At 70.3% G+C, this 23,990-nt stretch carries 25 protein-coding genes; 7 read left to right on the forward strand and 18 right to left on the reverse strand.

Going from position 1 to position 23,990, the window contains the following annotated elements; translation table 11 throughout:
• Window positions 1-2 precede the first annotated feature (2 nt).
• The 4 genes from serS to ACRSBM_RS39585 form a co-directional block, all read right to left on the reverse strand.
• Window positions 3-1,250 carry a serine--tRNA ligase gene (gene serS, locus ACRSBM_RS39570; protein WP_434451837.1) on the reverse strand — a complete coding sequence of 416 codons (1,248 nt, stop codon included), beginning with the start codon at window positions 1,248-1,250 and terminating at the stop codon, window positions 3-5.
• 134 nt (window positions 1,251-1,384) lie between these two features.
• The gene (locus ACRSBM_RS39575) at window positions 1,385-1,837 is read right to left on the reverse strand and encodes a DUF350 domain-containing protein (RefSeq protein ID WP_434451838.1); all 453 of its coding nucleotides are present in this window, start codon (window positions 1,835-1,837) and stop codon (window positions 1,385-1,387) included.
• Window positions 1,838-1,858: 21 nt separating this feature from the next.
• Window positions 1,859-3,022, reverse strand: a complete 1,164-nt coding sequence (locus ACRSBM_RS39580) for a glutathionylspermidine synthase family protein (RefSeq protein ID WP_434451839.1) — start codon at window positions 3,020-3,022, stop codon at window positions 1,859-1,861.
• A 6-nt stretch (window positions 3,023-3,028) separates the two neighbouring features.
• Complete coding sequence (locus ACRSBM_RS39585; RefSeq protein ID WP_434451840.1) at window positions 3,029-3,697, reverse strand: hypothetical protein; 669 nt, start codon at window positions 3,695-3,697, stop codon at window positions 3,029-3,031.
• Window positions 3,698-3,889: 192 nt separating this feature from the next.
• Here ACRSBM_RS39585 and ACRSBM_RS39590 point away from each other — a divergent pair, with 192 nt between their 5' ends.
• Both ACRSBM_RS39590 and ACRSBM_RS39595 read left to right on the forward strand, forming a co-directional pair.
• The gene (locus ACRSBM_RS39590; protein WP_434451841.1) at window positions 3,890-4,912 is read left to right on the forward strand and encodes a septum formation family protein; all 1,023 of its coding nucleotides are present in this window, start codon (window positions 3,890-3,892) and stop codon (window positions 4,910-4,912) included.
• The gene (locus ACRSBM_RS39595) at window positions 4,909-5,259 is read left to right on the forward strand and encodes a metallopeptidase family protein (RefSeq protein ID WP_434451842.1); all 351 of its coding nucleotides are present in this window, start codon (window positions 4,909-4,911) and stop codon (window positions 5,257-5,259) included. Before ACRSBM_RS39590 ends, ACRSBM_RS39595 begins: the two co-directional genes overlap by 4 nt.
• Here the strand turns inward: ACRSBM_RS39595 and ACRSBM_RS39600 are convergent.
• Entirely contained in the window at window positions 5,256-5,855 is a 600-nt protein-coding gene (locus tag ACRSBM_RS39600) for a TetR/AcrR family transcriptional regulator (protein WP_434451843.1), read from the reverse strand. The genes ACRSBM_RS39595 and ACRSBM_RS39600 overlap by 4 nt on opposite strands.
• Window positions 5,856-5,922: 67 nt before the next feature.
• Between ACRSBM_RS39600 and ACRSBM_RS39605 the strand changes: the two genes are divergently transcribed.
• Entirely contained in the window at window positions 5,923-6,708 is a 786-nt protein-coding gene (locus ACRSBM_RS39605) for an MBL fold metallo-hydrolase (RefSeq protein WP_434451844.1), read from the forward strand.
• 1 nt (window position 6,709) lies between these two features.
• Here ACRSBM_RS39605 and ACRSBM_RS39610 read toward each other — a convergent pair whose 3' ends face one another.
• Complete coding sequence (locus ACRSBM_RS39610; protein WP_434451845.1) at window positions 6,710-7,309, reverse strand: histidine phosphatase family protein; 600 nt, start codon at window positions 7,307-7,309, stop codon at window positions 6,710-6,712.
• Entirely contained in the window at window positions 7,306-8,196 is an 891-nt protein-coding gene (pheA, locus tag ACRSBM_RS39615) for a prephenate dehydratase (RefSeq protein ID WP_434451846.1), read from the reverse strand. The genes ACRSBM_RS39610 and pheA overlap by 4 nt, the downstream gene beginning before the upstream one ends.
• Window positions 8,197-8,343: 147 nt before the next feature.
• Between pheA and ACRSBM_RS39620 the strand changes: the two genes are divergently transcribed.
• Window positions 8,344-8,862, forward strand: a complete 519-nt coding sequence (locus ACRSBM_RS39620) for a macro domain-containing protein (protein ID WP_434453412.1) — start codon at window positions 8,344-8,346, stop codon at window positions 8,860-8,862.
• Between the two features lie 44 nt (window positions 8,863-8,906).
• On the opposite strand, the gene ACRSBM_RS39625 is transcribed toward ACRSBM_RS39620, so the two are convergent.
• Window positions 8,907-9,401, reverse strand: a complete 495-nt coding sequence (locus ACRSBM_RS39625; protein ID WP_434451847.1) for a GNAT family N-acetyltransferase — start codon at window positions 9,399-9,401, stop codon at window positions 8,907-8,909.
• A 61-nt stretch (window positions 9,402-9,462) separates the two neighbouring features.
• Here ACRSBM_RS39625 and ACRSBM_RS39630 point away from each other — a divergent pair, with 61 nt between their 5' ends.
• Window positions 9,463-10,080, forward strand: a complete 618-nt coding sequence (locus ACRSBM_RS39630; RefSeq protein ID WP_434451848.1) for a response regulator — start codon at window positions 9,463-9,465, stop codon at window positions 10,078-10,080.
• Here the strand turns inward: ACRSBM_RS39630 and ACRSBM_RS39635 are convergent.
• The 4 genes from ACRSBM_RS39635 to ACRSBM_RS39650 are packed head-to-tail and all read right to left on the reverse strand — an operon-like array spanning window position 10,058 to window position 16,603.
• On the reverse strand, window positions 10,058-11,164 hold the full coding sequence (locus ACRSBM_RS39635) for a GAF domain-containing sensor histidine kinase (RefSeq protein ID WP_434451849.1): 1,107 nt from the start codon (window positions 11,162-11,164) through the stop codon (window positions 10,058-10,060). The two genes, ACRSBM_RS39630 and ACRSBM_RS39635, sit on opposite strands and share 23 nt — an antisense overlap.
• A gap of 5 nt (window positions 11,165-11,169) precedes the next feature.
• Window positions 11,170-14,163, reverse strand: coding sequence for a thiol reductant ABC exporter subunit CydD (cydD, locus tag ACRSBM_RS39640; protein WP_434451850.1), 2,994 nt, complete (start codon window positions 14,161-14,163; stop codon window positions 11,170-11,172).
• Between the two features lies 1 nt (window position 14,164).
• The gene (gene cydB, locus ACRSBM_RS39645; RefSeq protein ID WP_434451851.1) at window positions 14,165-15,136 is read right to left on the reverse strand and encodes a cytochrome d ubiquinol oxidase subunit II; all 972 of its coding nucleotides are present in this window, start codon (window positions 15,134-15,136) and stop codon (window positions 14,165-14,167) included.
• 12 nt (window positions 15,137-15,148) lie between these two features.
• A complete protein-coding gene (locus tag ACRSBM_RS39650; protein ID WP_434451852.1) occupies window positions 15,149-16,603 on the reverse strand; it encodes a cytochrome ubiquinol oxidase subunit I in 1,455 nt (484 codons plus the stop codon).
• 332 nt (window positions 16,604-16,935) lie between these two features.
• On the opposite strand from ACRSBM_RS39650, the gene ACRSBM_RS39655 reads away from it, so the two are divergent.
• Complete coding sequence (locus ACRSBM_RS39655; RefSeq protein WP_434453414.1) at window positions 16,936-17,514, forward strand: TMEM165/GDT1 family protein; 579 nt, start codon at window positions 16,936-16,938, stop codon at window positions 17,512-17,514.
• Here ACRSBM_RS39655 and ACRSBM_RS39660 read toward each other — a convergent pair.
• Window positions 17,511-18,080 (reverse strand): Uma2 family endonuclease, encoded by a 570-nt coding sequence (locus tag ACRSBM_RS39660; protein ID WP_434451853.1) that lies wholly within the window; start codon window positions 18,078-18,080, stop codon window positions 17,511-17,513. The genes ACRSBM_RS39655 and ACRSBM_RS39660 overlap by 4 nt on opposite strands.
• A 75-nt stretch (window positions 18,081-18,155) precedes the next feature.
• Complete coding sequence (locus tag ACRSBM_RS39665) at window positions 18,156-18,629, reverse strand: MarR family winged helix-turn-helix transcriptional regulator (protein WP_434451854.1); 474 nt, start codon at window positions 18,627-18,629, stop codon at window positions 18,156-18,158.
• 35 nt (window positions 18,630-18,664) lie between these two features.
• Here ACRSBM_RS39665 and ACRSBM_RS39670 point away from each other — a divergent pair, with 35 nt between their 5' ends.
• On the forward strand, window positions 18,665-19,036 hold the full coding sequence (locus tag ACRSBM_RS39670; protein WP_434451855.1) for a cupin domain-containing protein: 372 nt from the start codon (window positions 18,665-18,667) through the stop codon (window positions 19,034-19,036).
• A 94-nt stretch (window positions 19,037-19,130) separates the two neighbouring features.
• Here ACRSBM_RS39670 and ACRSBM_RS39675 read toward each other — a convergent pair whose 3' ends face one another.
• The 4 genes from ACRSBM_RS39675 to ACRSBM_RS39690 are packed head-to-tail and all read right to left on the reverse strand — an operon-like array spanning window position 19,131 to window position 23,956.
• Window positions 19,131-19,292 (reverse strand): hypothetical protein, encoded by a 162-nt coding sequence (locus ACRSBM_RS39675; protein ID WP_434451856.1) that lies wholly within the window; start codon window positions 19,290-19,292, stop codon window positions 19,131-19,133.
• On the reverse strand, window positions 19,289-21,454 hold the full coding sequence (locus ACRSBM_RS39680; RefSeq protein ID WP_434451857.1) for a DUF5682 family protein: 2,166 nt from the start codon (window positions 21,452-21,454) through the stop codon (window positions 19,289-19,291). The genes ACRSBM_RS39675 and ACRSBM_RS39680 overlap by 4 nt, the downstream gene beginning before the upstream one ends.
• Window positions 21,447-22,532, reverse strand: coding sequence for an ATP-binding protein (locus ACRSBM_RS39685; RefSeq protein ID WP_434451858.1), 1,086 nt, complete (start codon window positions 22,530-22,532; stop codon window positions 21,447-21,449). Before ACRSBM_RS39685 ends, ACRSBM_RS39680 begins: the two co-directional genes overlap by 8 nt.
• Window positions 22,529-23,956 (reverse strand): DUF5691 domain-containing protein, encoded by a 1,428-nt coding sequence (locus ACRSBM_RS39690; RefSeq protein ID WP_434451859.1) that lies wholly within the window; start codon window positions 23,954-23,956, stop codon window positions 22,529-22,531. The genes ACRSBM_RS39685 and ACRSBM_RS39690 overlap by 4 nt, the downstream gene beginning before the upstream one ends.
• Window positions 23,957-23,990: the final 34 nt, after the last annotated feature.

Below are 23,990 nucleotides of genomic sequence, written 5' to 3' on the forward strand. Positions count from 1 at the left end.
GTTCACTTCAGGACGGAGAGCCCGCCCATGAACGGCCGCAGGGCCTCCGGAACGGTGACGGAACCGTCGGCGTTCTGGTGGTTCTCCAGGATCGCGACGATCCACCGCGTGGTCGCCAGCGTGCCGTTCAGCGTGGCCGCGATCTGCGACTTGCCGTTCTCGTCGCGGTAGCGCACGTTCAGCCGGCGCGCCTGGAACGTGGTGCAGTTCGACGTCGAGGTCAGCTCGCGGTACTTGCCCTGCGTCGGCACCCAGGCCTCGCAGTCGAACTTACGGTGCGCCGACGTGCCGAGGTCACCGGTCGCCGTGTCGATGACGCGGTAGGGCACCTCGATCTTGGCGAGCATCTCCTCTTCCCACCCGAGCAGCCGGGCGTGCTCCGCCTCGGCGTCCTCGGGCTTCACGTACGAGAACATCTCGACCTTGTTGAACTGGTGCACGCGGATGATGCCGCGGGTGTCCTTGCCGTACGACCCGGCCTCGCGCCGGTAGCACGACGACCAGCCCGCGTACCGCCGCTCGCCGTCGAGGATCTCGTCGGCGTGGTACCCGGCGAGCGGCACCTCCGACGTCCCGACGAGGTACAGGTCGTCGTTCGGCAGGTGGTAGATCTCGCTGGAGTGCGCCCCGAGGAACCCGGTGCCCGCCATGATCTCCGGCCGCACCAGCGTGGGCGTGATCATGAGCTCGAACCCGTTGGCCGTGGCCTGCGCCGCCGCCATGTTGAGCAGCGCGAGCTCCAACTGGGCGCCGACACCCTTGAGGAAGTAGAACCGCGACCCGCTGACCTTGGCGCCGCGTTCCATGTCGATCGCGCCGAGCTTGGTGCCCAGGTCGAGGTGGTCCTGCGGCTCGAAGTCGAACTCGCGCGGCTCACCGACCGTCTTGATGACGCGGAAGTCGTCCTCGCCACCGACCGGCGCGTCCGGGTGCACCAGGTTCGGGATCCTGGCCAGGAGCTCGTTGACCTCGTTGCTGGTGGCCTGCTGCTCGGCCTCGGCGGCCTTGACCTCGGCGGCCAGGTCCTTCGCCTTGCCCAGCAGCGCGGCGCGCTCGTCGCCCTTGGCCTTGCCGACCTCCTTGCCGAGCACCTTCTGCTCGGCGCGCAGGGTGTCCGCGCGGGAGATGGCGGACCGCCGGCGCTCGTCCGCGAACAGCAGGCTGTCGACGACGCCCTCGTCCTCGCCACGGGCACGCTGCGAAGCGCGCACGGTCTCCGGGTTCTCGCGCAACACCTTGAGGTCAATCACCCTGAAAAGGGTAGTCCCCACCCGTTCCACGTCTCATCCGGATATCCGCACCCACCCGACACGCGGGGGCCCCGCGTTCCCCAGTGGGAAACGCGGGGCCCCCGCGTTACTTTCACAAAGCGAAAAACGGGTGGCTAGCTGATGGCGACCGCCACCACGAGACCGAGTGCGACGTGCGCCGAGGCGACGACGACCGAGGCCGGGGCGAAGCGGTCCGACTCGATGATCGAGCCGATGTCGAGCTTCGTCACGAACTCGAGCAGACGCACCGCGGCGACCTGCACGATGATGCCGACCAGGCCGTAGACCAGCGCGGACAGCAGGCCCTCGTCGAGCTTGCCGACGGAGCTGGTGATGGCGATGACGACGATGAACGCCATCGACACGAGGCCGGAGGCGGTCACGATGACCGCGTTCGGGGCGCCGTTGCGGACGAGGGCGGACAACTTGCCCGGCGTCGTCCAGTCGATCGCGTAGAAGCCGAAGACCATGAGGACGAGACCGACGACGGCGTACAGCGCGATCGCGCCGATGTTCCGGCCCAGGGTCGCGCCGAAGCCCGGATCCAACGCGAGCTGCGTGATCATGTGCTGTTCCCTTTCGGAGTCTTACTCGACAATTCGATGCGGCACGAACGCCGCGCCATCGTCGGTCACGAGACCGACTGTTTCCCGGATGCCGAGGCCTGCCGACGTGTCGCCGACGACCCAGGCGCCCAACGCGGGGCGGTAGCCGTCGAAGTCCGGAAGCGGATCGAACAGCTGGTAGACGAAACCCTCTTTGCCGTACACGCCACCGGTCTGCGTTTCGTAGCCAGGGGCGACGATCTGGATGTTCGACCCCTCACGGCCGAGCAGCGGCTTGCGCACGTACTCGGTGAGCATGCCGGGATCGTTCAGGTACGCGGGGAGCAGGTTCGGATGACCGGGGTACATCTCCCACAGGATCGCGAGCAGCGCCTTGTTGGAGAGCAGCATCTTCCACAGCGGCTCGACCCACAGGGTGCCGGGCAGCGACTCGACGGCGTGGCGGCCGAACTGCTCCTCGACCACCCACTCCCACGGGTAGAGCTTGAACACCGTGCCCATCGGGGCCTCTTCGAGGTCGACGAACCGGTTGAGCAGCGTGTCCCAGCCGACCTCCTCGATCGCGAGGCCCACGGTGTTCAGGCCGGCTTCCGCGGCCGTCTCCTGCAGGCACGCGATCGTGAGGTGGTCCTCGCCGGACGGGTCGGCACCCGACCAGGTGAAGTGCAGCTCGCCGGAGGGCAGCTTGGCACCGATCTCCGTCCACCGCTCGACCAGGCGCTCGTGCAGCGAGTTCCACTGGTCGTCGTCCGGGAAGACGTCGGTCTTCCAGTACCACTGGACGTACGCGGCTTCCAGCAGTGACGTGGGGGTGTCGGCGTTGTACTCGAGCAGCTTCGCCGGGCCGGAACCGTCGTAGCGCAGGTCGAAGCGCCCGTAGACGTGCGGGTCGCGGCGCCGCCACGACTCCGCGATGTGCGGCCAGACCCATTCGGGGATGCCGAACTCGCGGTACCGCTCGGTGAGCACCACGTTGTCCACCGCGTCGAGGCACATGGAGTGGAGCAGCTCGACGTCGGCTTCGAGCGAGAGGATCTCGCTCATCTCGAACACGTAGTGCACCGACTCGTCCCAGTACGGCCGGTCGGCGCCGTTCGCGTACTTCGCGGGCAGGCCGAACACCAACCCCTGGTCCGAGACCGTCCGCTGCCAGTTCGGCCGCGGCTGCGAGGTTTCACGACGCAACTGTGCTCAGCCTCCGCTGCCGGACGAGCCGCTGCTGACGCCGAACCCGCCGCGCTGGACGGACGTGCCCGACTTCGTGGTGACGTTCGCACCCTTGGGGAGCGTGTAGCTGCCGCCGCTCACCTTCTGGCCGACGGTGCCCGTGCCGCCGTAGTTGTAGCGGTACGAGCTGCCGCCGATGTAGATGAAGCCGCCGCTCGAGTACCCGCCGTGGCTGCGGTAGTACGACTCGTCGCAGTAGTCGTCGTCGACGATCACGTTGTTCGAGTCGGTGCACTGCGCCGTGACGTTCTTCGGGCTCGCGGCCGCGTACCAGATCGCGACCAGCGCGACCACGCCCACGGTGACACCGCCACCGATGAGCAGGCGCTTGCGCGTCTTGCGCTTCTTCTCGAACGCGGCGGACTCGGCGGCGAACCGCTCCTGCTGCGCCTTCAGCGCGGCGGCACGAGCGCGCTGCTCGGCGACCGACGCCTGGCGCGGCTTCGTCATGCCCGGCTGCTGCTGGCGCATCTGGCCCTTGGCGGGCCGCTGCGGCTGCCCCGGTCCCGGCATCGGTGCCGGCATCTGCGGCGGCAGCTGCTGGTACGGCTGTTGCGGCTGGCCGGGCGGTCCCGACGGGCGCCCAGGCTGGGGCGTCGGCTGGCCAGGTCCTGGCAGGTTGTTGTCAGTCATCACCACTCCCGCGGGCAAGGTACCTAGCGAGACGTCGGAAACGCGGCCGATTCGGTGACGAGTGTCCTAAAAGCAACACTCGACCCAACCCGCCGCACAGCCGTCTCACCCGGCACGGGCATCATGGATGAGATGTCTCCGAGCGCCGGTTGGTTGAGTCGATCTGGTCACATCCGCGACACGCGGCTTGTGATGATCGGCGCTTTCGTGGGCGCGTTCGCCTTGTTGATGGTGTCCGCGTTCACGTCCGTGCTGGCAGGAGGCCCGCTCAGCACCAAGCGCGAGCTGGTCAACGCGGCATATCAGGCCGTCGCCGGCGAGTGCCTGAACTGGGAGAAGACCGACCTGTCGGACGCGCAGAAGGTCGACTGCGCGGCCGCGCACAAGTTCGAGGTCACCGGAACGGCGGACATCGCCGCCGCGTATCCCAAGGAAGCGCCGTACCCGAACGCCGAGGCCTGGGCGAAGATCGCGCAGGAGAACTGCGCGCAGGCGTCGATCACCTACCTGGCCGGCAAGCTCGACCCCAAGGGCAAGTACGGGGTCAGCACCCTGAACCCGGACGAGGGCCGCTGGTCGAGCGGCTACCGGCAGCTCCGCTGCGGCCTGCAGGTCACCGCACCCTCCGGCGCCGCCCTGCCGTCGTACGGCAGCGCGAAGACCCAGGACCAGTCGAACGTGTACGACCCCGGCGTCTGCGTGGCGCTCGCCGAGAACAACACGGTCGGTGACCCGATCGAGTGCGCCAAGCCGCACGCGTTCGAGATCGTCGGCGAGGTGCAACACCCGGAAGGCCCGTTCGTGGCGCCCGAGCAGCAGGACGCGATCATGTCCGAGAAGTGCGCCGTGATCGCCGCCGAGTACACCGGCGGTGCCGACCTGAAGGCCAAGGGCCTGCTCGTCACGTGGGACACCCGTGCGGAGGAGAGCTGGGCCGTCGGCTCCCGCAGGGCCAACTGCAAGATCGGCGCCGTCCCCCAGGGCGAGAAGCTGGTCGCCTGGGAGGGCAGCGTCCGCAACCCCAACGGCGCCCCGCTGACCACCTCGAACCCGCCGCAGACCACCTCGGTCAAGCAGCAGGAGGAACCCACCGGCGCGCCGCTGCACTCCCAGTCCGGCCAGCCGTCCTCGGAGTCCGGCAAGCCGTCCGGCTCGGGCACGCCCGACCAGCCGTCCTCCCGCTTGTTGCCCATCCCGTCGACGGAGAACCGATGACCGTCGAGATGACGCGGGCTCGTTTCGACGAGCTGGTGGAAGAGGCACTGGACCTGGTCCCGCCCGACTTCCTGCACGCGATGAACAACGTCGTGGTGCTCGTCGAGGACCGCAACCCGGACGAGCCGGCACTGCTCGGGCTCTACCAGGGCATCGCGCTCACCGAGCGCAACACCGACTACGGCGGCACGCTGCCCGACCACATCTTCATCTACCGCGAGGCGATCCTCGACATCTGCGACACCGAGGACGACGTCGTCGAGGAAGTGATCATCACCGTGGTGCACGAGATCGCGCACCACTTCGGGGTGGACGACGCGAAGCTGCACGAGCTGGGCTGGGGTTAGCTCTCCAGCGCCCGCTCGATCGCCCGGCGTGCCCTGCCGACGGCCGCCTCGTCGTGCTGGAGCTGCATCGCCGCGTTCAACGCCAGCCCGGCGGCGAGGATCTCGAACAACGCCTGGTCGACGTCGAAGCCCTCCGGCAGCTCCCCCGACTCCACCGCGCTGACCAGGTCCGACCGCAGCTGCCCCTGCCAGCGCGACCACACCTCGGCCACCGCGTCGCGCACCGCGCCGGGACGGCCGTCGTACTCGCTGAGCGCGGCGGTCATCAGACAGCCGCCGGGCAGCAGCGGCGCGGCCAGGTAGTCCACCGAACCCGCGCACACCGCGCGCAGCCGGCGCAGGCCGGGCGGCTCGGTCAGCGCGGGTTCGACCACGCGGTCCCAGAAGTCGGCGAACGCCTTGTCCAGCGTGGAGATCTGCAGGACCTCCTTGGTGCCGAAGTGCTTGTGCACCCCGGACTTGCTCATCTCGAGCTCCTCGGCGAGCCGGCCGATGGTGATGCCGTCGAGCCCTTCCTCCGAGGCGATCTCGGCGGCGCGGCCGAGGATCCGGCCTCGGGTGAGGAGCGCCTCGGCTGCGGAGCGTCGCGGTGACATGAGCCAACGATAGCGTACGAGCGTTCGCTATTGGCTTGGCGAACGCTCGTACTCTAATTTCGGCCACATGCGAGTACGACGACTGGGCTGGGCCGGGGTCGAGGTCGAGGCGGGCGGCCGGCGGCTGGTGATCGACTACGTGCGGGACCTGACGCCGCTGTTCACGGGCTGGCAGCCGGGGATCGGGCTGACGGCGCCGGGCGGGGAGGTCAGCGCCGCGCTGGTCACCCACCTGCACCGCGACCACACCGACGCGACCGCGCTCGCGGGCGTGCTGACGTCAGGAGCACCCGTGCTGCGCCCGGCGCCCGGCCACGGCGACGACGTGGACAACGTGACGACGCTGCTGAGCGAGCGCGAACTGCGCGAGTACGAGCTGGCCGCCGAGGTGGTCGACACCTGGTCCGAGCACGAGATCGGCCCGTTCCGCGTCACGGCCGTCCCGTCGATCGACGGGCTGGGCGACCCGCAGCTGAACTGGGTGGTGGAAGCGGACGGGCAGCGCGTCTTCCACGGCGGCGACACGATGTTCCACGGCTTCTGGTGGCTGGTCGCGCGCCGCTTCAGCCCGTTCGACGTGGCGTTCCTGCCGACGAACGGCGCGGTGGTCGACGCGCCGCACCTCCAGCCGCCGAGCCCGGTGCCCGCGGCGATGGACCCGTTCCAGGCCGCTGCCGCCGCGAGGATCCTCGGCGCCCGGCACGCCGTTCCCATGCACTACGAGATGGACCAGCCGGCGAAGCTGCCCGGCTACGTCGAGGTCGCCGACCCGGAGGCGGAGTTCCGGGAGCACGCGGGGCCTCGCGCGCACGTGCTGCCCGTCGGCGAGTGGCTGGACGTCGCCGCCGCGTGACCTACGGGATCTCCACGCCCGCCCACGACCGGCACAGCCAGCCGTCGCCGTCGGCGTCCAGCACCACGACGCCGGTGTTCGGCAGCAGGTTCTCGGCCAGCTCCACGGGCACGTTCGACGCCAGCGCCAACGCGCCCATCCGCCCGCAACCGCCGTGGGTCACGACCATGACGGTGCCGCTGTCCTGCCTGATCGACGCGATGGCGCCGAGGAACCTGTCCAGCACCTGCTGACCGGTCTCGCCGCCGCCGGGGAACGGCACGTCCAGCTCGCCCTCCGCCCACCTGATCACGGTCTCGAGGTAGGTGCGGTAGGCCTCGGTGTCGTTGCGGCCCTCGAGCGAGCCGACCTGGATCTCGTGGACGCCGTCGAGGATCTGCACCGGCAGGCCGAAGCGCTCGGCGGTCGGCACCGCGGTCTGCTGGGCGCGCAGGCCGATGCTCGCGTAGACGGCGGTGATGTTCTCCGCGGCGAGGGTGTCGGCGAGCTCGCGAGCCTGCTTCTGGCCGAGTTCGGTGAGCGGAGGGCCTGGCATGGCCGTGTCCAGTTTGCGATCGATGTTCGACGCCGTCTCACCGTGCCTGACCAGCAGTAACCTCACCCGCGCTCGCCCTTTCTGACAGCATCGACCCAAGCGGCGGCTGCGGCGAACTCCTCGTTGCGAGCCTCGGCGGGCTCGTGGTCGGCCTTCGGGAAGGACCCGAGGAACCGGATCTCGTGCGAGTGTCGGTGCAGCGCGGCCAGCGCGTCACCGATCCTCGGTTCTGCGATGTGCCCCTCGACGTCGATGTAGAAGCGGTACGTGCCCAGTTTGCCCTTCGTGGGGCGGGATTCGAGGCCGGTGAGATTGATGCCACGCAACGCGAGCTCGGTGAGCAACTCGGACAGCACGCCGACGCGGTTCGGCGTGGTCACGACGACGCTCGTGCGGTCTGCGCCGGTCGGTTCAGGCAGTGCGCCCGGACGGCGCAGCAGCAGGAACCTCGTCCGCGCGTCGGGCACGTCCAGCACGTCGGTCGCGTACTCGTCCAGCTCGTAGTGGTGCACCGCGACCGGGGCCGTCACGGCGGCGTCGAACTCGCCGCGCTCCACGGCGGCGGCGGCGGCCGCGGTCGACGACGTCGCGATCGAGGTGACGCCGGGCAGTTGCGCGGCGATCCACTCGCGGACCTGGGCCAGCGCGTGCGGGTGCGACGCGATCGTCTCGATCTCGGTGGTGCCCGGCCGGACCAGGACGCTGAACCGGACGTCCAGCACCGTCTCGGCGACGGCGACCACCGGCTCGTCGCGGATCAGCACGTCGAGCGTCGCGGGCACGGCACCCTCGACCGAGTTCTCGATGGGCACGCACGCGAACTCGACGGAGCCGTCGCGCACCGCGGCGACGGCGAGCGGGATCGTGTCGGCGGGGACGAGTTCGCCGTCGAAGCGGAGAGCCGCCTGCTCGGTGAAGGTTCCCTGTGGTCCGAAGTACGCAATGCGTGGCACCGCATCAGCGTAGTGCGGCGATCAGAGGCGGAAATCACGCCTGTGTCGGCTGCCAAACCTGGGTTCCGCCGGGACCGTTCGAACTGGAATGCTTGGGGCGTGCCCGCTCTAGCGCCTGAACTCGTGTTGTGCGCGGTCGACGAACCGATGGCGAACGCCTGGCTCGCCGTCGCGGACGGACGCACCGGGGTGACGGTGCATCGCGGGTCCGTGCTGGACATACCCGCGCAGGCCGTCGTCAGCCCGGCGAACTCGCAGGGCTGGATGCGCGGCGGCATCGACGCCGTCTACGCCACGGCGTTCCCCCACGTCGAGAACAACGTCCGCAGCGCGGTCCTCGCGTTGCACGGCGGCGAGCTCCCGGTGGGCGAGGCGCAGATCGTGGCGACCGGCGAGACCGAGCCGGCCTGGATGATCAGCGCACCGACCATGCGCCTGCCCGGCGAACGACTGCCCGTCGACACCGTCCACCCGTACCTGGCCGCGCGGGCCGTGCTGCGGCTGTGGCTGCACGGGCGCCTGGAGGACGGCACGCCGGTGCGCGACGCCGTCCGGACCATCGCGATGCCGGGGCTCGGCACCGGGGTGGGCGGCGTCGCGCCGTCCACGTGCGCGCACCAGGTCGCGGCCGCGTGGGACGAGTCGTTCAACCCGCTGCACGTCTGACCACCTGTGCACAACCTGTGGACAGAACTGTGGACAGCTGTGGACTACTGCCGGGGCGCGACCCATCGTTCGAGGTCCAGCTCGTCTGTGATGGGGATGCCGAATTCCCCAACCGCCGGTATCTCGGGCTTGAGCTTGCGCGCCTCGCGCACCGCGTCCGGTCGCAGCGCCGCCAGCTTGAACCCCCGGCGCTGGTAGAAGCGGACGGCGTCGAGGTTGTCGTTGGTGGTCGTCAGCCGCACGCGGTTGCATCCGAGCGTGCGTGCTTGACGAACCGCGGCGTCGACAAGCGCGGTGCCGACGCCACGGCCGCGCCGCAGCGCGTCGATCGTCACGATCTCCAACTGGTGGTTCGCCACCGCGTAGGTCAGCAGACCCAGCACCTGACCCTGCTTCTCCACGAGAAAGCCCGGCAGACTCGCCGGGAAGAACACCTCGCCGTGCGCGACGGCGGTGTGCGCTCCCCATAGCTCGAGGACCAATCGGGCGACGACTATGCGATCTGCTTCCTCGATCGGCCTTACCGAGCCTTCTGCCATGACAAGAACTGTGCCAATACGAGTCACCCTCAGGAACAGCCATTCGACGTACGGTGGATTCGTGCCAGTGCGCGTTTTGTTGGTTGACGATCACGAAGTAGTGCGCAGAGGACTGCGCGAGATGCTCGACGACGAGGCGGACATCACGGTCATCGCCGAGGCCGGTTCCGTCGACGAGGCGGTGACCCGGGCCGGACAGACGCCGCCCGACGTGGCGGTGGTGGACGTCCAGCTCCCCGACGGCAGCGGCGTCGACCTGTGCCGTTCGCTGCGGGACCTCGGCATTCGTTGTCTCGTCCTGACCGCGTTCGATGACGAGGAAGCACTGGTCGGCGCGATCATGGCCGGCGCGTCGGGCTACCTGCTCAAGCAGGTCCGCGGCCAGGACGTCGTCACGGCCGTGCGCGAGGTCGCTGCCGGACGGTCCCTTCTGGACCCCGCGACCACCAGCCGGGTACTCGAACGGATGCGCAATCCGGCCCCGGTCGGCCTCACCGACCAGGAACAGCGTGTGCTCGAACTGATCGGCGAGGGCCTGACGAACCGCCAGATCGGTGAACGGCTCTTCCTCGCGGAGAAGACCGTGAAGAACTACGTGACGTCCGTGCTCTCCAAACTCGGCATGGAGCGGCGGACGCAGGCCGCCGCCTGGGTGGCTAAACGGGGACGGACCAGGTGAGCGTCGTCCCGTTCGGCGAGCTCAGCACACGGAAGTCACCACTCGCGGCCTTCGCCCGTTCGGCGAGGTGCCGCAGTCCGCGCTGAGTCACGCCGGACGGGATGCCGCACCCGTTGTCCGCGACGCGCAGCAGCAGGTGCTTCTCATCGCGCCGTACGTCGATCTGGACGTTCGTCGCGCCTGAGTGCCGCACGACGTTCGACAAGGCCTCACGCAACGCCGCCCGCGCGTCGTCGGCGTGCTTGCGCGGCACGTTCGCCAGGTCTCCGGCCACGTGCAGGCGCGGCCCGAACCCGAGCAGCTCCCCGGCCGTGCGGACCTCCGCCTTGATCGAGTCGAGCAGGTCGGCGGAGTCGGCCGGGTCGGTGTTGCGCAGCTTGCGGACGGTCGCGCGTACCTCGGCGATCGTCTCGTCGACCAGGTCGACGGCCTCGTTGATCCGGGCGCGCTGACCCGAGTCCAGCTTCTTGCCCAGGCGTCGTTCGAGCAGGCTGAGCTGCACGCCGGCGCCGTAGAGCCGTTGGATGATCACGTCGTGCAGGTCGCGGGCGATCCGCTCGCGCTCCTCGTAGACGGCGACGCGCTGCCGTGCGGTGAAGCCCTCGGACAGCACGACCGCGAGACCCGCCTGAGCCGCGAACGCCGACAGCACGTCCACGGTCTCCTGCGTGAACGGCGCCTTGTCGCGCCTGCGGTACACAGCCAAAGCGCCGATCTTGCGGTCCGAGGTGCCGAACGGCGCCACCGCGAACGGCCCGTAGCTGCGCAACGCCTGCGGCACGTACGGGGCGGTGCGGGGATCGCTCGTCACGTCGTCGGCCATCACCGGAACGCCCGTGCGCGCGGCCTTGGCCGCGGCGCTGCGCGGGCTGAGCGTCGCGACGATCGGCTCGCCGCTGGACGCCTCGACGGTCAGCGTGCCGTCGTCGTCCTCGGTGGTGAACATGGCGAGGCCGAGGTCGGCGTCCGCGATCTCCGCGGCCGCCTCCACCACGAGCCGCAGCACGTTCTCCGGGTCTTCCAGCGCCGCCGACGTGATCTCGGTGGACGCGACGAGCACGCGCCGCGCCAGAGAAGGGTCCATGGTCCTCAACGGTATGCGGGCGTGCCGAGGTCCAGCACGAGGTCCGCCCTCGCCGCCTCGTCCGGGCGGTGCGTGATGTGCAGAACCGTCCTGCGGTCCTGCCTGAGCCGCGCCAGGAGCTTGCGCGCCGTCGGCTCGTCCAGGTGCGCGGTCGGTTCGTCGAGCAGCACCACGTCGGCGTCGTGCAGCAACGCCCTGGCGAGCGCGAGCCGTTGCGCCTCGCCGCCCGACACCTGGTCCGGCCTGATCACCGTGTCGAGCCGATCGGCCCAGTCCGGCAGGCACGCCGTGCGCAGGGCTTCTCGGAGAGCCTCGTCGTCGTGCTGTCCCGACATCCGCAGGTTTTCCCTGACCGTCGTGCTGACCAGCATCGGCTCCTGTGGGCACCAGGTGGCGCGGGGCAGTTCGACGATGCCGCGTTCCGGCGGCAGGAAGCCCAGGAGCAGCGCGAACAGCGTCGACTTGCCGCTGCCCGACGGTCCGACGATCGCGACGTGCGTGCCGGGCTCGATGCTGAGGTGCAGGTCGCGCAGTGTCGGCTCGGTCGCGCCTGGCCAGCGGACGTCGACGTTCTCCAGCCTGATCCGCTTGCCGCGCGGCGGCTCGGGACGTTCCGGAGCGTCGAACTGCAGCCGGGCACTGGCTTCCCGCAACGCCTTGCGCTGCTGGGCGGCCAGCGGCAGCGCGGCCAGCGGTTCGGCGAGCGCGAGCGGGACCAGGCCTAGCACCGGGTTGCCCGTGGTCGCGCAGACGAGGGCCGCCGCACCGGTCGCGAGCAGGACGATCGCCGTGGCCGCGCCGGTGCCAAACGCTTGCCTGCGGGTCTGTGCCGCGAGCTCGACGTCTTCGGCGTGCAGCTGGGCCAGCAGGCGGTGGTGGGCGTCGTGCGCGATGAGGTCCGGTGCGGCGACGAGTGCGTTGATCGTGTCGCGGGCGACCTGGCGGCGGCCCCTGGCGAGCTTCGTGCTGGCCCGGCGTTCGGTCCAGACGGCGACCGCCGGGGCGGTGAGGCCCGCGGCGAGCAGCAGTCCGCCGAGCACCAGCGCGGCGGCCGGGTCGATGAACGCGAACAGGACCGTGGTCGCGATGCCCGCGCCGATCGCCACCACCGGCGGGACCAGGACGCGCGGCACCAGGTCGCGCACGGTGTCGACGTCCTCGACGAGCCGTTGCAGCCCGTCGCGACGCTGGGTGCGGGTGAGCCTGAGCCACAGCTCGGCGCGCAGGCCGGTGGCGAGACGGAACGTCTCGTCGTGGGTGACGAGGCGCTCGACGTAGCGGAGCACGCCCTTGCTCAGCGCGAACGTCCGCACGCCCACGACCAGCACCGACAGCGTCAGGATCGGCGGCATCTCGGCGGCGCGGGCGATCAGGTGGGCGGCCAGGGCGGTCAGGGCGATCCCCGCGACGGCCGCGAGGATGCCGAGCCCGGCACCCTTCCACGGGATCGGCAGGCGCTTCGGGCGTTCCGGCTGCGTCTGTTCGGTGACGACCCTGGCGAACGTCTCGTCCTCGGTCGCCTCCTTCTCGCGGTGCGAGGCGAGGACGACGGCGGCCGTGGCGCTGGCCCGCTTGATCGCTTTGTCGACTTTGCGACTTGTCACCGGGTCGAGGTGCGCGGTCGGTTCGTCGAGCAGGAGCACCGTCGCGCCGTGACGAACCCTCAGCAGGGCGCGCGCGACTGCGACGCGTTGGCGTTCACCGGTCGAGAGGTCGGTGATCTGGCGGTCGAGCAGATGTCCGGCCACGACCTCGTCCGCGACCTCCTCGATGTCCTCCGCGCCCGGAACCGTCAGCTCCAGCTCGGCGCGCGGGGTGGCGGCGGCGAAGGCGGGTTTCTGCGGCACGTACGCGATGTCGCCGGCGACGAACGCGGTGCCGTCGGTCGGCTCCAGGAAGCCCAGGAGCACCTGGAACGTCGTCGACTTCCCTTCCCCGCTCGCACCCTCAAGCCGGTAGATCTCCCCCGGCCGGACGTCGAAGCTGATGCCGTCCGGCGCGAAACCGCCCCTGCGCAGGACGCGGAGGTTGTCGACGTGGACCGAGCCGCCGGGGAGGCGCGGCCGTGCGCCGTCCTCGTGCTCGACGACCTCGGCGACGCGCCGGACCGCCTCCAGGCCGTCCTCGCTGGCGTGGTGAGCCGCTCCGGCCGCGCGCAACGGCAGGTAGCACTCGGGCGCCAGGATCAGCACGACCAGCGCGGTCATCAGCGTCATGTCGCCGTGCACGAGCCGGATACCGACGCCGACCGCGATCAGCGCGACCGACAGCGACGCGGCGATCTCCAGCACCAGAGCGCTCAGGAAGGCGATCCGGAGCGTGCCCATCGTGGCCTTGCGGTGCTGTTCGCCGATCTGCCGCACCGCACCGGCCTGCTGCTTGGCACGGCCGAAGACGGTCAGCACCGGGAGGGCGCGGAGCAGTTCGAGGAGCTGTGCCGACAGGAGCTCGGTGACGTCCGCGGCCTTCTTGACGCGCTTCTCGGTGTACCAGCCGATCAACGCGGCGAAGACCGGGATCAGCGGCACCGTGACCGCGATCAGGACCGCTGACGGCCAGTCGGTGAAGAGGATCCACGCGCCCACGAGCGGCGGCACGATCACGGCCGTGACCAGCGCGGGAAGGTAGCGGGTGAAGTAGGCGTCGAGCGCGTCGAGGCCCTTGGTCGCGAGCACCGACAGCTCGGCCGTGCCGCGCCCGGCGATCCAGCCGGGACCGCGTTCGAACGACTTGGCCAGCAGCTGGGTCCGCAGTTCCTCCTTGGCACCGGCGGCGGCGCGGGCCGCGGCCGACTCGGTCGCCCACGACAGACCGGCACGCGCCAGGATCGCCACGGCGAGCAGCGGAAGGCCCTCGCGGGTCGTGATCACCGACGCCAGCGCGACGGCCTGGGCGACGAGCGCCAGGGCGTTGAGGAACGCCAGCGCGCCCACCCCGACGAGGGCGCGCCTGGCGTTCCCGGAGAGCTGGGGCAGTGCTCCCAGCGGGCCTCTTCTCATCTCAGTGCGCTGCCGGGATGTGCTTGACGCCGATGCGCTTGCGGAACACCCAGTAGGTCCAGCCCTGGTAGACGAGCACGGCGGGCGTGCCGAAGCCGGCGACCCACGTGATCACCTGCAGCGTGTACGGGCTCGACGCCGTGTTGGCGACCGTGAGCGACCACGCGTCGTTCAGCGTCGACGGCAGGACGTTCGGGTAGAGCGAGCCGAACAGGATCGCGACGCTCGCCGCGATCGCCAGCCCCATCAGCGCGAACGACTGCCCGTCGCGGTTCAGCAGCAACCGCCACATCGCGGCGGCGAGGACCAGCACGACCACGCCCGCCCAGAGCCCCGCGACGATCGCGAGCAGCGCGATCAGCGGCAGAAGCGCCACCGGCGCCAGCGTGATCGCGACGCGGCGGGCCCGTTCGCGGATCTCGCCCTCGGTCTTGAGGGCGGTGAACACGGCGCCGTGCACCAGCGCGTACCCCGCGAAGGCGAGCGCGCCGACGATCGTGTCGAACCGGAACGCCGCGAAGGGCGAGCCGACCCGGTCACCGTTCGCGTCGATCGGCAGGCCCAGCACCGTCGTCGAGATCAGCAGGCCGACGCAGAGCGTGGCGATCCACGAGCCGGCGACGATCGTGACGTCCCACGCCCTGCGCCAGCGCGGGTTGTCGACCTTGCCGCGGTAGTCGAACGCGACCCCGCGGCCGATCAACGCGACGAGGAACAACGTGAGTGGCAGGTACGCGGCGCTCAGCAGCGCCGCGTACCAGCCGGGGAAGGCCGCGAACGTGGCACCGATCGCGACGATGAGCCACACCTCGTTGCCGTCCCAGACCGGCCCGATGGTGTTGATCATGACCCGGCGTTCGGCGTTGTCGCGGCCCAGAACGGGCAGCAGCATGCCGACGCCGAAGTCGAAACCTTCGAGGAACAGATAGCCGAGCCACAGCACGGCGATCAGCACGAACCAGAGCGTTTCCACGTCGCCTCTCCCCTAGTACGCGAACGCCAGGGCGCCGTCGTCGGTCTTCTGCGGCAGCACGCCGGGGATCCCGCCTCGGACGTACTTGCGGATCAGGTAGAACTCCACGACCGCCAGCACGCTGTAGACCGTGGTGAGCGCGATGAGCGAGGTCAGGATCTCGCCGGGCGTCGTGGCGCTGACCGCCTGCGCGGTGAACATCCAGACGCCGTCGACGCCGGTCGGGTTGGGCACGACCACGAACGGCTGCCGTCCCATCTCGGTGAAGATCCAGCCCGCGCTGTTGGCCAGGAAGGGAGTCGCGATGCCGGCGAGGCCGAGAGCCGGGAACCACCATCCGGTGGGCGTCCGGTTCTTTCGGGTCAACCAGAGCATGAAGACACCCAGGCCGGCCGAGATCCCGCCGAACCCGATCATGAGACGGAAGCCCCAGTACGTCACGGGCAGCGCCGGCACGTAGTCGATCGGCTGGCCGCTCAGCTCACCCAGCCGTTCGTCGACCGGGTAGAACTCGCCGTAGCGCTCCTGGTACATCGGCACGAGGTCCTGGATGCCCTTGACCTCGCTGCTGAAGTCGTTGTGCGCCAAGAAGCTCAGCAGTGCTGGCACCGTGATGCTCTTGACGTTCTCGCAGTCGGGCCTGGTGACGTCGCCGACCGCGAAGATGCTGAAGCTCGCGGGCTGTTCGGTGTGGCACAACGCTTCCGCGGCGGCCATCTTCATCGGCTGCTGCTCGAACATGAGCTTGCCCTGCAGGTCACCGCTGATCGCGAGCACGCTGAACGCCGCGACGCCGACCCAGGTGCCGAGCTTGAGCGAGCTGCGCCAGACGCGTTCCTCCTCCGACTTCCGGTGCAGGTGCCAGGCGGCGATGCCCACGAGGAACGCGGCCGAGACCGCGAACGCGCCGGCGATGGTGTGCGGGAAGGCGGCGAGCGTCGTGTTGTTCGTCAGCACGGCCCAGATCGAGGTGAGGCGCGGACGGCCCTCGTGCATCTCGATGCCGACCGGGTGCTGCATCCACGAGTTGGCGGCGAGGATGAAGTACGCGCTGGCCATCGTGGCGAGGCTGAACGCCCAGGCACAGGCGAGGTGGACCTTCTTCGGCAGCTTGTCCCAGCCGAAGATCCACAGGCCGAGGAACGTCGACTCGACGAAGAAGGCGACGATCCCCTCCATCGCGAGCGGCGCGCCGAACACGTCACCGACGAACCTGCTGTAGGCGCTCCAGGCCATGCCGAACTGGAACTCCTGGACGATGCCCGTCACGACACCCATGGCGAAGTTGATCAGGAGGAGCTTCCCCCAGAACTTCGTCATCTTGTAGTAGCGCTCGTTGCCCGTGCGCACCCACGCGGTCTGCATCCCGGCGACCAGCAGGGAAAGGCCGATCGTCAGCGGCACCATCAGGAAGTGGTAGACGGTGGTAATGCCGAACTGCCACCGCGCGAGTTCGAGTACGTCCACGTCTTCGAATGTAGGTGTGGATCATGGCCGCTATCAGGTACGACGGTCCCGTCCCGGCTCGGGACCAAGGTCCCGTGCGCGAGGTCACGCCTTGTGGGTGGCATGCGTCGGATAAGATGTATGTGCCAGAGGGGAGTAGTTCCCACCGGAGTTCGCAGCCGGTGGCGTGGAGATCGACATACTGATCCGCCTTCGAGTGGATCCGGTCCCACACCCGATGCTTGTGTCGGGCGAACGAGACCTCCGGCCGGGTTGCAGCATGCCCGGTCGGGGTCTGTCGCGCCTCCGTCCGGGTTCCGTATTCGGACGTGGAGGACCTCGTGGCCACTTCATTGCTCGCGTTCATCACCGCCTTCGCGGTGGTGTTCCTCGTCGAGCTTCCAGACAAGACCATGGTCGCGACCCTGGTCCTGACCACGCGCTACCGCGCCTGGCCGGTGTTCGTCGGCGTCGTGGCGGCCTTCGCGGTGCAGAGCGTCGTGGCCGCCGCGTTCGGCTCGGCGCTGACCCTGCTGCCGGACAGGGTGGTGGCAGGCGTTGTCGCCCTGCTCTTCGGCGTGGGCGCGTTCCTGCTGCTCAAGGAAGGGTTCTCGCGGGACGAGGACTCCGCGGACGAGGCCGGCACGCGTGCCGACGTGCCGTTCTGGCGGGCGGCCCTGACGTCGTTCGGCGTGCTGTTCGCGGCCGAGTGGGGTGACGCCTCACAGCTCGCGACCGCCGGGATCACCGCCCGGTACGGGGCTCCGTTGATGGTCGGGCTCGGGGCGTGGCTGGCGCTGGTCTCGGTGGCGGGCCTGGCCGTGCTGGTGGGGCGGAAGCTCGCCGGGCGGTTGCCGACGCACTGGATCCAGCGGGTGGCCGGCGTGTTCTTCGCCGGGTTCGCGCTGGTGGCCCTGTGGCAGGTGTTCTAGGGGTCGAGGAGCTGGTCGAGGTCGATGACAGCGTCGAACGGTTCGCTGATCTCGTACTTGCCCGTGACTTCTCCTGAGTCGCGATAGCCGAACGGGCCCGCCTCGTGGCAGACCAGCATCGATACCGGCTCAGTGATGTCGATGATCCAGTAGTGCGGGATACCCGCTCTCGCGTACTCGTTGCGCTTGAGCACGTGGTCTATGCGCCGTGAGCTCGGAGAGACGATCTCGACGACGACGAGCACGTCCGATGCCCGCGCCACACCACCCTCACTCCGGAGTCGCTCAGCGGTGACCCGAGGAAGGATGTGCAGGTCCGGACGACGTGCGGTGCCCGGCTTGTCCGACGGCGCGAACTCCAGGTCGATGTCGATGTCCTGCGTGACGACGAACTCGCGTGGCAGCTGCTGCCGCAACTGCAGGTACAACTCCCCCATGGCCTCGTTGTGCCTGCGGTTGGGGCTTGCGCACACGATGATTCGCCCTTCCACCAGCTCGGTGCGCTCTTCGGTCTCACCGAGCTGCAGATATTCCTGAAGGGTGAACAGGTGCGGTACCGCGGTCACCATGCCTCCTCTTTGGTCACCACCAGTCTGACACGGTTCGCCGACTCCGAATTGGGAACAATTCGGACATCGCGTTCACCAGACCGGGCGAATTTTCGGCTGGTCCTCGCCGTGCACGTGCTGCAGGTAGGCGGCGAGACCGGACTTGATGGTCGCGAGCGTTTCCGCCCCGATCGCCTCGGCCATCTCGCCTTCGAGGTCCGACCAGAGGTTGTCCGCGAACTTCAGGTAGTCGCGGCCCTTCGTGGTGAGGGTGACGTACTGCGCGCGTTTGTCCGTCGGGTGCGGCTCACGGAGCACGTAACCCCACTCGTCGAGCTCGTTGACGATCTTGGCGGCCGCCTGCTTCGTGACGCCGAGGTGCTGCCCGACGTCGACCGCCGTGGCGCGCTTCTCCTTGAGGAACCGGAAGACGTAGCCGTGCGCCGGCCGCAGCGGCTCCAGGCCGACCTGCCCGAGCCGGTCGTGGAACTGGTCGCCCATGGCGCGGTACGTCATCGCCAGCAGCATCGGCACCGGTTCCACGTGAATCCCTTCAAAGGTAGACAACTTAGTTGTCCTTATTCTAAGGTTGGACAACTTGGTTGACTACTTTGGAGGTCGTCTTGCTGGTCACGGGGGATTCCGCCGAGCTGCACTCGTTCGGCGGGTTCGAGTTCCGGTCGCTGGCCGTGCCGTCGCGCGGCAGTTCCGAGATCGCGCTGTGGACCGTCGACGTGCCCGAAGGCGGCGACGGGACGCCGCACTCCGCGTCGAAGGAGGAGGTGTTCTACGTGCTGTCCGGGTCGGTGACGATCCAAAGGCAGACCGCGTCGGCCGGCGACGCGATCGTGGTGCCGCCGAACACCGAGCTGTCGCTGACCGGCGGGCCGGCGCGGGTGCTGGTGGCCACGTCGGTGGGCATCGTGGGCACGCTGGCGGACGGGCAGACGATCACGCCGCCCTGGTCGCTCTAGCGCCGCTGACGCCGTGGCCGGCGGGCTTTGGCCCCGTAGTACGGCGGTCAGCCGGGTGCCCCGCGTCCCTCACCCTGGTCGGTCGCGGGCGGCACTAGTTTCCGGGAGAACCCTTCTCCGGCGGCTCGGCCGCGGTGTCCGGGACTTCTTCGCGGAGGTCGTGGGCGATCTTCTTGGCCTCGTCGATGAGGTGCTGGGACTCCTCGAGGCGCTCTTCGTCCGGCGCGGTGAGGTGATCTTCTTCCGGTGCGGTCACGGTTCTGGGATCGGCAGATCGGCCGGACGCGAAACTCCCGCCATGAGGCCGCGGACGTGGGCGGCGAGGCGTTCGGCGATCTCGGGGTCCCACTCGTCGTCGGCGGCGGGTTGAGGGGTCTCGCCGGCGACGACTCGTTCGCCGAGCAGGCGTCGTTCGGCGGGGGTGAAGTCGGTGATCGCGCGGCGGAGCAGGGGCAGGGCGTCGTCGAACGCGTCGCCGCGCAGGCCGCTCAGCCACTCGTCGATCAGGCCGAACAGGCGGGGGTCCGCGGCCAGGAGCGTGGCCGAGCCTCTGAGGAAGCCCGCGACGAACGCGGTGGCGACCGAGCGGTGCAGGCGGGCGGCGACGTCGTCGCTGGTCAGCTCGCCCGCTTCCCAGAGCAGGCGGGTCGCCCTGCCGGTCGGGAGGCCGTGGGCTTCGGCTTTGACCAAGGCGTGGAGGGCTCGCCACCAGGTCTTCTGGTGGTCGTCGTCGGCGGCCAAGCGGGTGGCCTCGTGGGCGCCGTCGATCGTGGTCAGCGCGGTCTCGGCCGTTTCGTCGTCGACGCCACGGCAGGCTAGCGGGAGGCCGACGGCGCCACGGGTCAGCAGGCCGTGCAGTGCCACGCGCAGCAGTTCCGGGTCGGTGCCGCGGACCGAGCCGTAGCGGACCGTTCTCGCCAGGTCCGGGAGGGCGGCGAGCAGTTCGAGGGCGTCGGTGGCCATGGCCGCGCAGCGGTCCAGCGCGGTCCGGGCCTCGGCGACGGCCTTGGGCAGCTCGCAGCCGACGGATCTGGTCAGGGTCGCGGCGGCGTCGGCCACCCGTTCGGCGTCCTTCGCGGCCTGGGTGAGGACGGTCTCGGCGGCCGTGTGGACGGTGGTGCCGTGCCGGGCGGCGACGGCGACGGACACCGCGAAGACCGGGTCCCAGCGCAGTTGCCAGACCTCGGCGAAGGTGCCGAGGGAGTTCGAGCGGTCCGGTCTGCCCCACGGGACGCCGAGGACTTCGAGGCGCCGCAGGAGTTTCGAGCGTTCGCGGTCGGTGTCCTTGCGGAGGTCGAGCTTGAGCTGCTTGGGCTGGACGTCCGCGGGGAGGCGGAGTCTGCGTTGCAGGCGTTGGAGATCCGCGGCCAGCGGTGACTGCGGAACCGCTTCGCCGACCTCGCCGAGGCGTTCGCCGACGACGAGCTTGCGGTGGACCAGTTGGAGCGGGACCTCGTCGCCGCCGCAGAGGACGGCGAGCGCCGCCTCGTTCACCTCGCTGAGGCCCGCACTCGGGCGTTCCCTCAGCGCGGCAAGGGTTTCCGCGAGCCGGACGGCTTCCACGGCACTCGCGGTCGAGGCCGGGAGGTCTTCTTCCCTGAGCACGGCCGCGGCTTTGGCGAACCAGCGCGGGACCACGTCCTGCTGGTGCTGCCAGAGGTGCGCGTACCAGCCCGGCGAGTCGACGCCCGCGCCATAGCCCGACTCGGCGGCGAGCTGGCCGTGGCTCCACGGGACCCAGGTGCCGGAGATCCTGCGGCGGCGCAGGCCCTTCAGCAACGCGGTGTCGGCGGCGACGGTCGGGCTGGTCAGGAGCGCCGGGACGTGCCAGGCGCCGCAGACGACCACGATCGGACCGTCGGTCTCCTTGCGTGCCTTGCGGATCGTCTGGCGCATGAACGCTTCGCGCCTGAGCGTGCGTTCGCCTACCTCGGCCTCGAACTCCGCGCGCACGGCGACCATGGCCTCGGCGATGGCGTTCGCGAGGTCGATCGGGTCCGACGCGCTGTGCTCGACGACGTCCTCCCACCAGCGTTCCGGGTCGTCGAAGCCCGCGGCCTCGGCGAGCAGGCCGATGGGGTCGACGTTGCCGCTCGGGCCGTCGTCGCCGATCGAGGCCGCCGCCGGCAGGTCGAAGAAGCGTGCGGTGGTGCCGTTCTCGGCTGCGTAGCTGAGTGCCTGCCACTCCGGCGAGAACTCCGCGAACGGCCAGAACGCGGCGTTCTCGGGCTCGGTCTCGTCGTGCAGCAGGATCGCGACCGGCGGCGTGAGGGCGTGGACGTGCTCGAGGAGCGCGTCGGCTTCCGGCGGCCCCTCGATCAGGATGAGCGCCGGTCGTGTCTTCTCCAGCGCCCGCTTGACCATCCGGGCCGAGCCGGGGCCGTGGTGCCGGATGCCGAGGAGGACCGGGTCAGTCACCGCTGGCGTCCAGGCACGCCCGGTAGAGGTCACGCCACTCGGCGCGCTCCTTCAGCACCGTCTCCAGGTACTCCTGCCACACCGTCGCGTCCGACACCCGGTCCTTGATCACCGACCCGATCAGCCCGCTCGCCAGCTCGTCCGCGCCCAGCGTGCCGTCGCCGAAGTGCCCGGCGAGCGCCATGCCGTTCGCGATGACCGAGATCGCCTCCGCCGTGGACAGGCTGCCGCTGGGCTTCTTCAGCTGCGTGCGACCGTCCACAGTGGAACCACCGCGCAGCTCGCGGAAGATCCGCACGACGCGCCGCACCTCGTCCAGTGCCGGCGGTTCGGCGGGCAGCTGCAGCGCCTTGCCGAGCTGCTGCGCACGGGTCACGACGATCTCGACCTCGGCGTCCTCGGTCGCGGGCGGCGGCAGCACGACGGTGTTGAAGCGCCGCGCCAGCGCCGACGACATCTGGTTGACGCCCCGGTCGCGGTCGTTGGCCGTGGCGATGACCGTGAAGCCCGGCACGGCCTGGATCTGCGTGTTCAGCTCGGGGACGGGCAGCGACTTCTCGCTGAGGACGGTGATGAACGAGTCCTGCACCTCGGACGGCATGCGGGTCAGCTCCTCGACCCTGACCACCGCGCCCTGCCGCATGCCCTTCATGACCGGGCTGGGCACCAGCGCGTTCTCGCTCGGCCCCTCGGCGATCAGGCGGGCGTAGTTCCAGCCGTAGCGGACCTGGTCCTCGCTCGTGCCGGCGGTGCCCTGGACCACGAGCGTCGAGTCGCCGCTGATCGCCGCCGCGAGGTGCTCCGACAGCCACGACTTGGCCGTGCCCGGCACACCCACGAGCAGCAGCGCCCGGTCGGTGACCAGCGTGCCCACCGCGACCTCGACCAAGCGCCTCGCACCCACGTACTTCGGCGTGATCACGGTGCCGTCGGGAAGGGTGCCGCCCAGCACGTAGGTGACCACGGCCCGCGGGGACATGCGCCAGTTCGGCGGCCGCTGCCGGTCGTCCTGGGCCGCGACGGCGTCCAGCTCGGCGGCGTACTGCTGTTCTGCCGTCGGCCTGAGCACGGCGGTCACTGGGCCTCCTGGGGCGGTGCTGGTGCGAACGATTCACGCAGGCGGATCCGGAGGCGGAGAACCTCCAGCTCCAGGGAGTTCTCCGGCCAGCGGCGAGTCAGAGCCTCCCAGCTGGCGCCGAGCAGGTCGGCGTCACCCCGCGCGAGCAGCACCGCCGGCGGCCTGCCGGACCGCCAGCGCGGGTCGGGCAGCGCGGCGTAGCGGTGCAGCAGCGCGCGGGTCGTCTCCGGCGACCACGGGGCCGGGAGCTGGGCGCAGGCGTGGTCGAGGAGGTCGTAGTGCCAGTTCCGCGACACCGCCACGAGCGCCTGCTCGGCGACCTCGGCGGGCAGCGCGGCCAGCATCTCGAGCTGCTCCATGCCCGTCAGCGTCTCGGCGGCGGCCACGGCCCAGGGTCGCGGATCCTTCGCGGCGGCGAGCTGGTCGGCGACGCCCCTCAGCAGCGCACCGGCCCACGGCCCCCGTCTGAGCATGTCGGCGGCTTTGGCGTCGTCCGCCTTGAGGGTCGAGGTCCAGTACGACGGCGGAACACTCGCGGCCGCGGCCCTGATGCGGCCGGCCACCCCCTTCTCGGAGCCGTCGCGCATGAGATCGCGCTGCTCGGCCGCGTCGGGCTGCCCGGTCCAGAGCTCGTCCGGCCGGATGTCGAGCCCGTCCACGGTGAGGCGCAGGCCGTGGCGCAGGCGGTGGGCCGCGCGGGCGGCGAGGCGCGTGCGCCCCAGCTTGCGCAGGAGCCGGAGGGCCTCGTCGTGGACGGCCGCCGCCTTGTCGTCGAGGGCCGCTTCGAGGAGCCGCTCGTCCTGCGGCCCGAGGCCGGTCTCGAGGGCGCTGATCAGCACCTGCCGATCGGCCGAGCGGCGGGACTCCACGAACTCCCGCGCGATGAACGCGCCGACCTCTCGCGGGTCGGCCTTGCGTTTGCGGCGCAGGGCGCGGACCCGTTGAGCGCTGGGCAGGTCGAGGATCTCTTCGAGCGGGACCTCGTCCACCAGCGGGGCGTTGCCGCTGGCCCAGGACCAGCCAGGACGGGTGTTCGCGAGCCAGCGGCCCCTCGTGCCGAGTACCTCGACCACGGCTGCTCTGAGTCCGGGGCGGGCCGTGCCGAGGGCCAGCAGGGCGGGGAGCATGCGGTGCTCGGCCACGACGCCGCCGGCCTTGGCGAGGGCGCACCACTCGGTCAGGAGGACCTCGTCGTCGAGGCTCATGATCGCCTCGAGGACCGCCCTGGCGGCCGGGCGCGGGAAGTCGGCGGTCTCCTGCGGCGCGGGTGGCAGGGGGTCGGCCTGGACCTGCTGCGGGAGGGTGGCGCCGAACGCGGCCACGCCCAGCGCGGCGCAGTCGGACAGCAGAGCTGCCGGGTCGCCACCGCCTCGGGTGGTGCCGATGAGGAGGTCCTGGACGGTCTTGGACCAGTCGGCCTTCACGGCGCCACCTCCGGGGTGTGGTGGGGGTGGGTCG

The sequence above is a fragment of the Lentzea xerophila genome (assembly GCF_051094245.1).
GTDB classification, from domain to species: Bacteria; Actinomycetota; Actinomycetes; order Mycobacteriales; family Pseudonocardiaceae; genus Lentzea; species Lentzea xerophila.

Coding starts and splice junctions, on each gene's coding strand:
- ACRSBM_RS39590 (WP_434451841.1), top strand. CDS start 3,890: ATGATCGGCGCTTTCGTGGGCGCGTTCGCCTTGTTGATGGTGTCCGCG.
- cydD (WP_434451850.1), bottom strand. CDS start 14,163: ATGAGAAGAGGCCCGCTGGGAGCACTGCCCCAGCTCTCCGGGAACGCC.
- ACRSBM_RS39595 (WP_434451842.1), top strand. CDS start 4,909: ATGACCGTCGAGATGACGCGGGCTCGTTTCGACGAGCTGGTGGAAGAG.
- ACRSBM_RS39575 (WP_434451838.1), bottom strand. CDS start 1,837: ATGATCACGCAGCTCGCGTTGGATCCGGGCTTCGGCGCGACCCTGGGC.
- ACRSBM_RS39600 (WP_434451843.1), bottom strand. CDS start 5,855: ATGTCACCGCGACGCTCCGCAGCCGAGGCGCTCCTCACCCGAGGCCGG.
- ACRSBM_RS39605 (WP_434451844.1), top strand. CDS start 5,923: ATGCGAGTACGACGACTGGGCTGGGCCGGGGTCGAGGTCGAGGCGGGC.
- ACRSBM_RS39635 (WP_434451849.1), bottom strand. CDS start 11,164: ATGGACCCTTCTCTGGCGCGGCGCGTGCTCGTCGCGTCCACCGAGATC.
- ACRSBM_RS39585 (WP_434451840.1), bottom strand. CDS start 3,697: ATGACTGACAACAACCTGCCAGGACCTGGCCAGCCGACGCCCCAGCCT.
- ACRSBM_RS39625 (WP_434451847.1), bottom strand. CDS start 9,401: ATGGCAGAAGGCTCGGTAAGGCCGATCGAGGAAGCAGATCGCATAGTC.
- ACRSBM_RS39620 (WP_434453412.1), top strand. CDS start 8,344: ATGGCGAACGCCTGGCTCGCCGTCGCGGACGGACGCACCGGGGTGACG.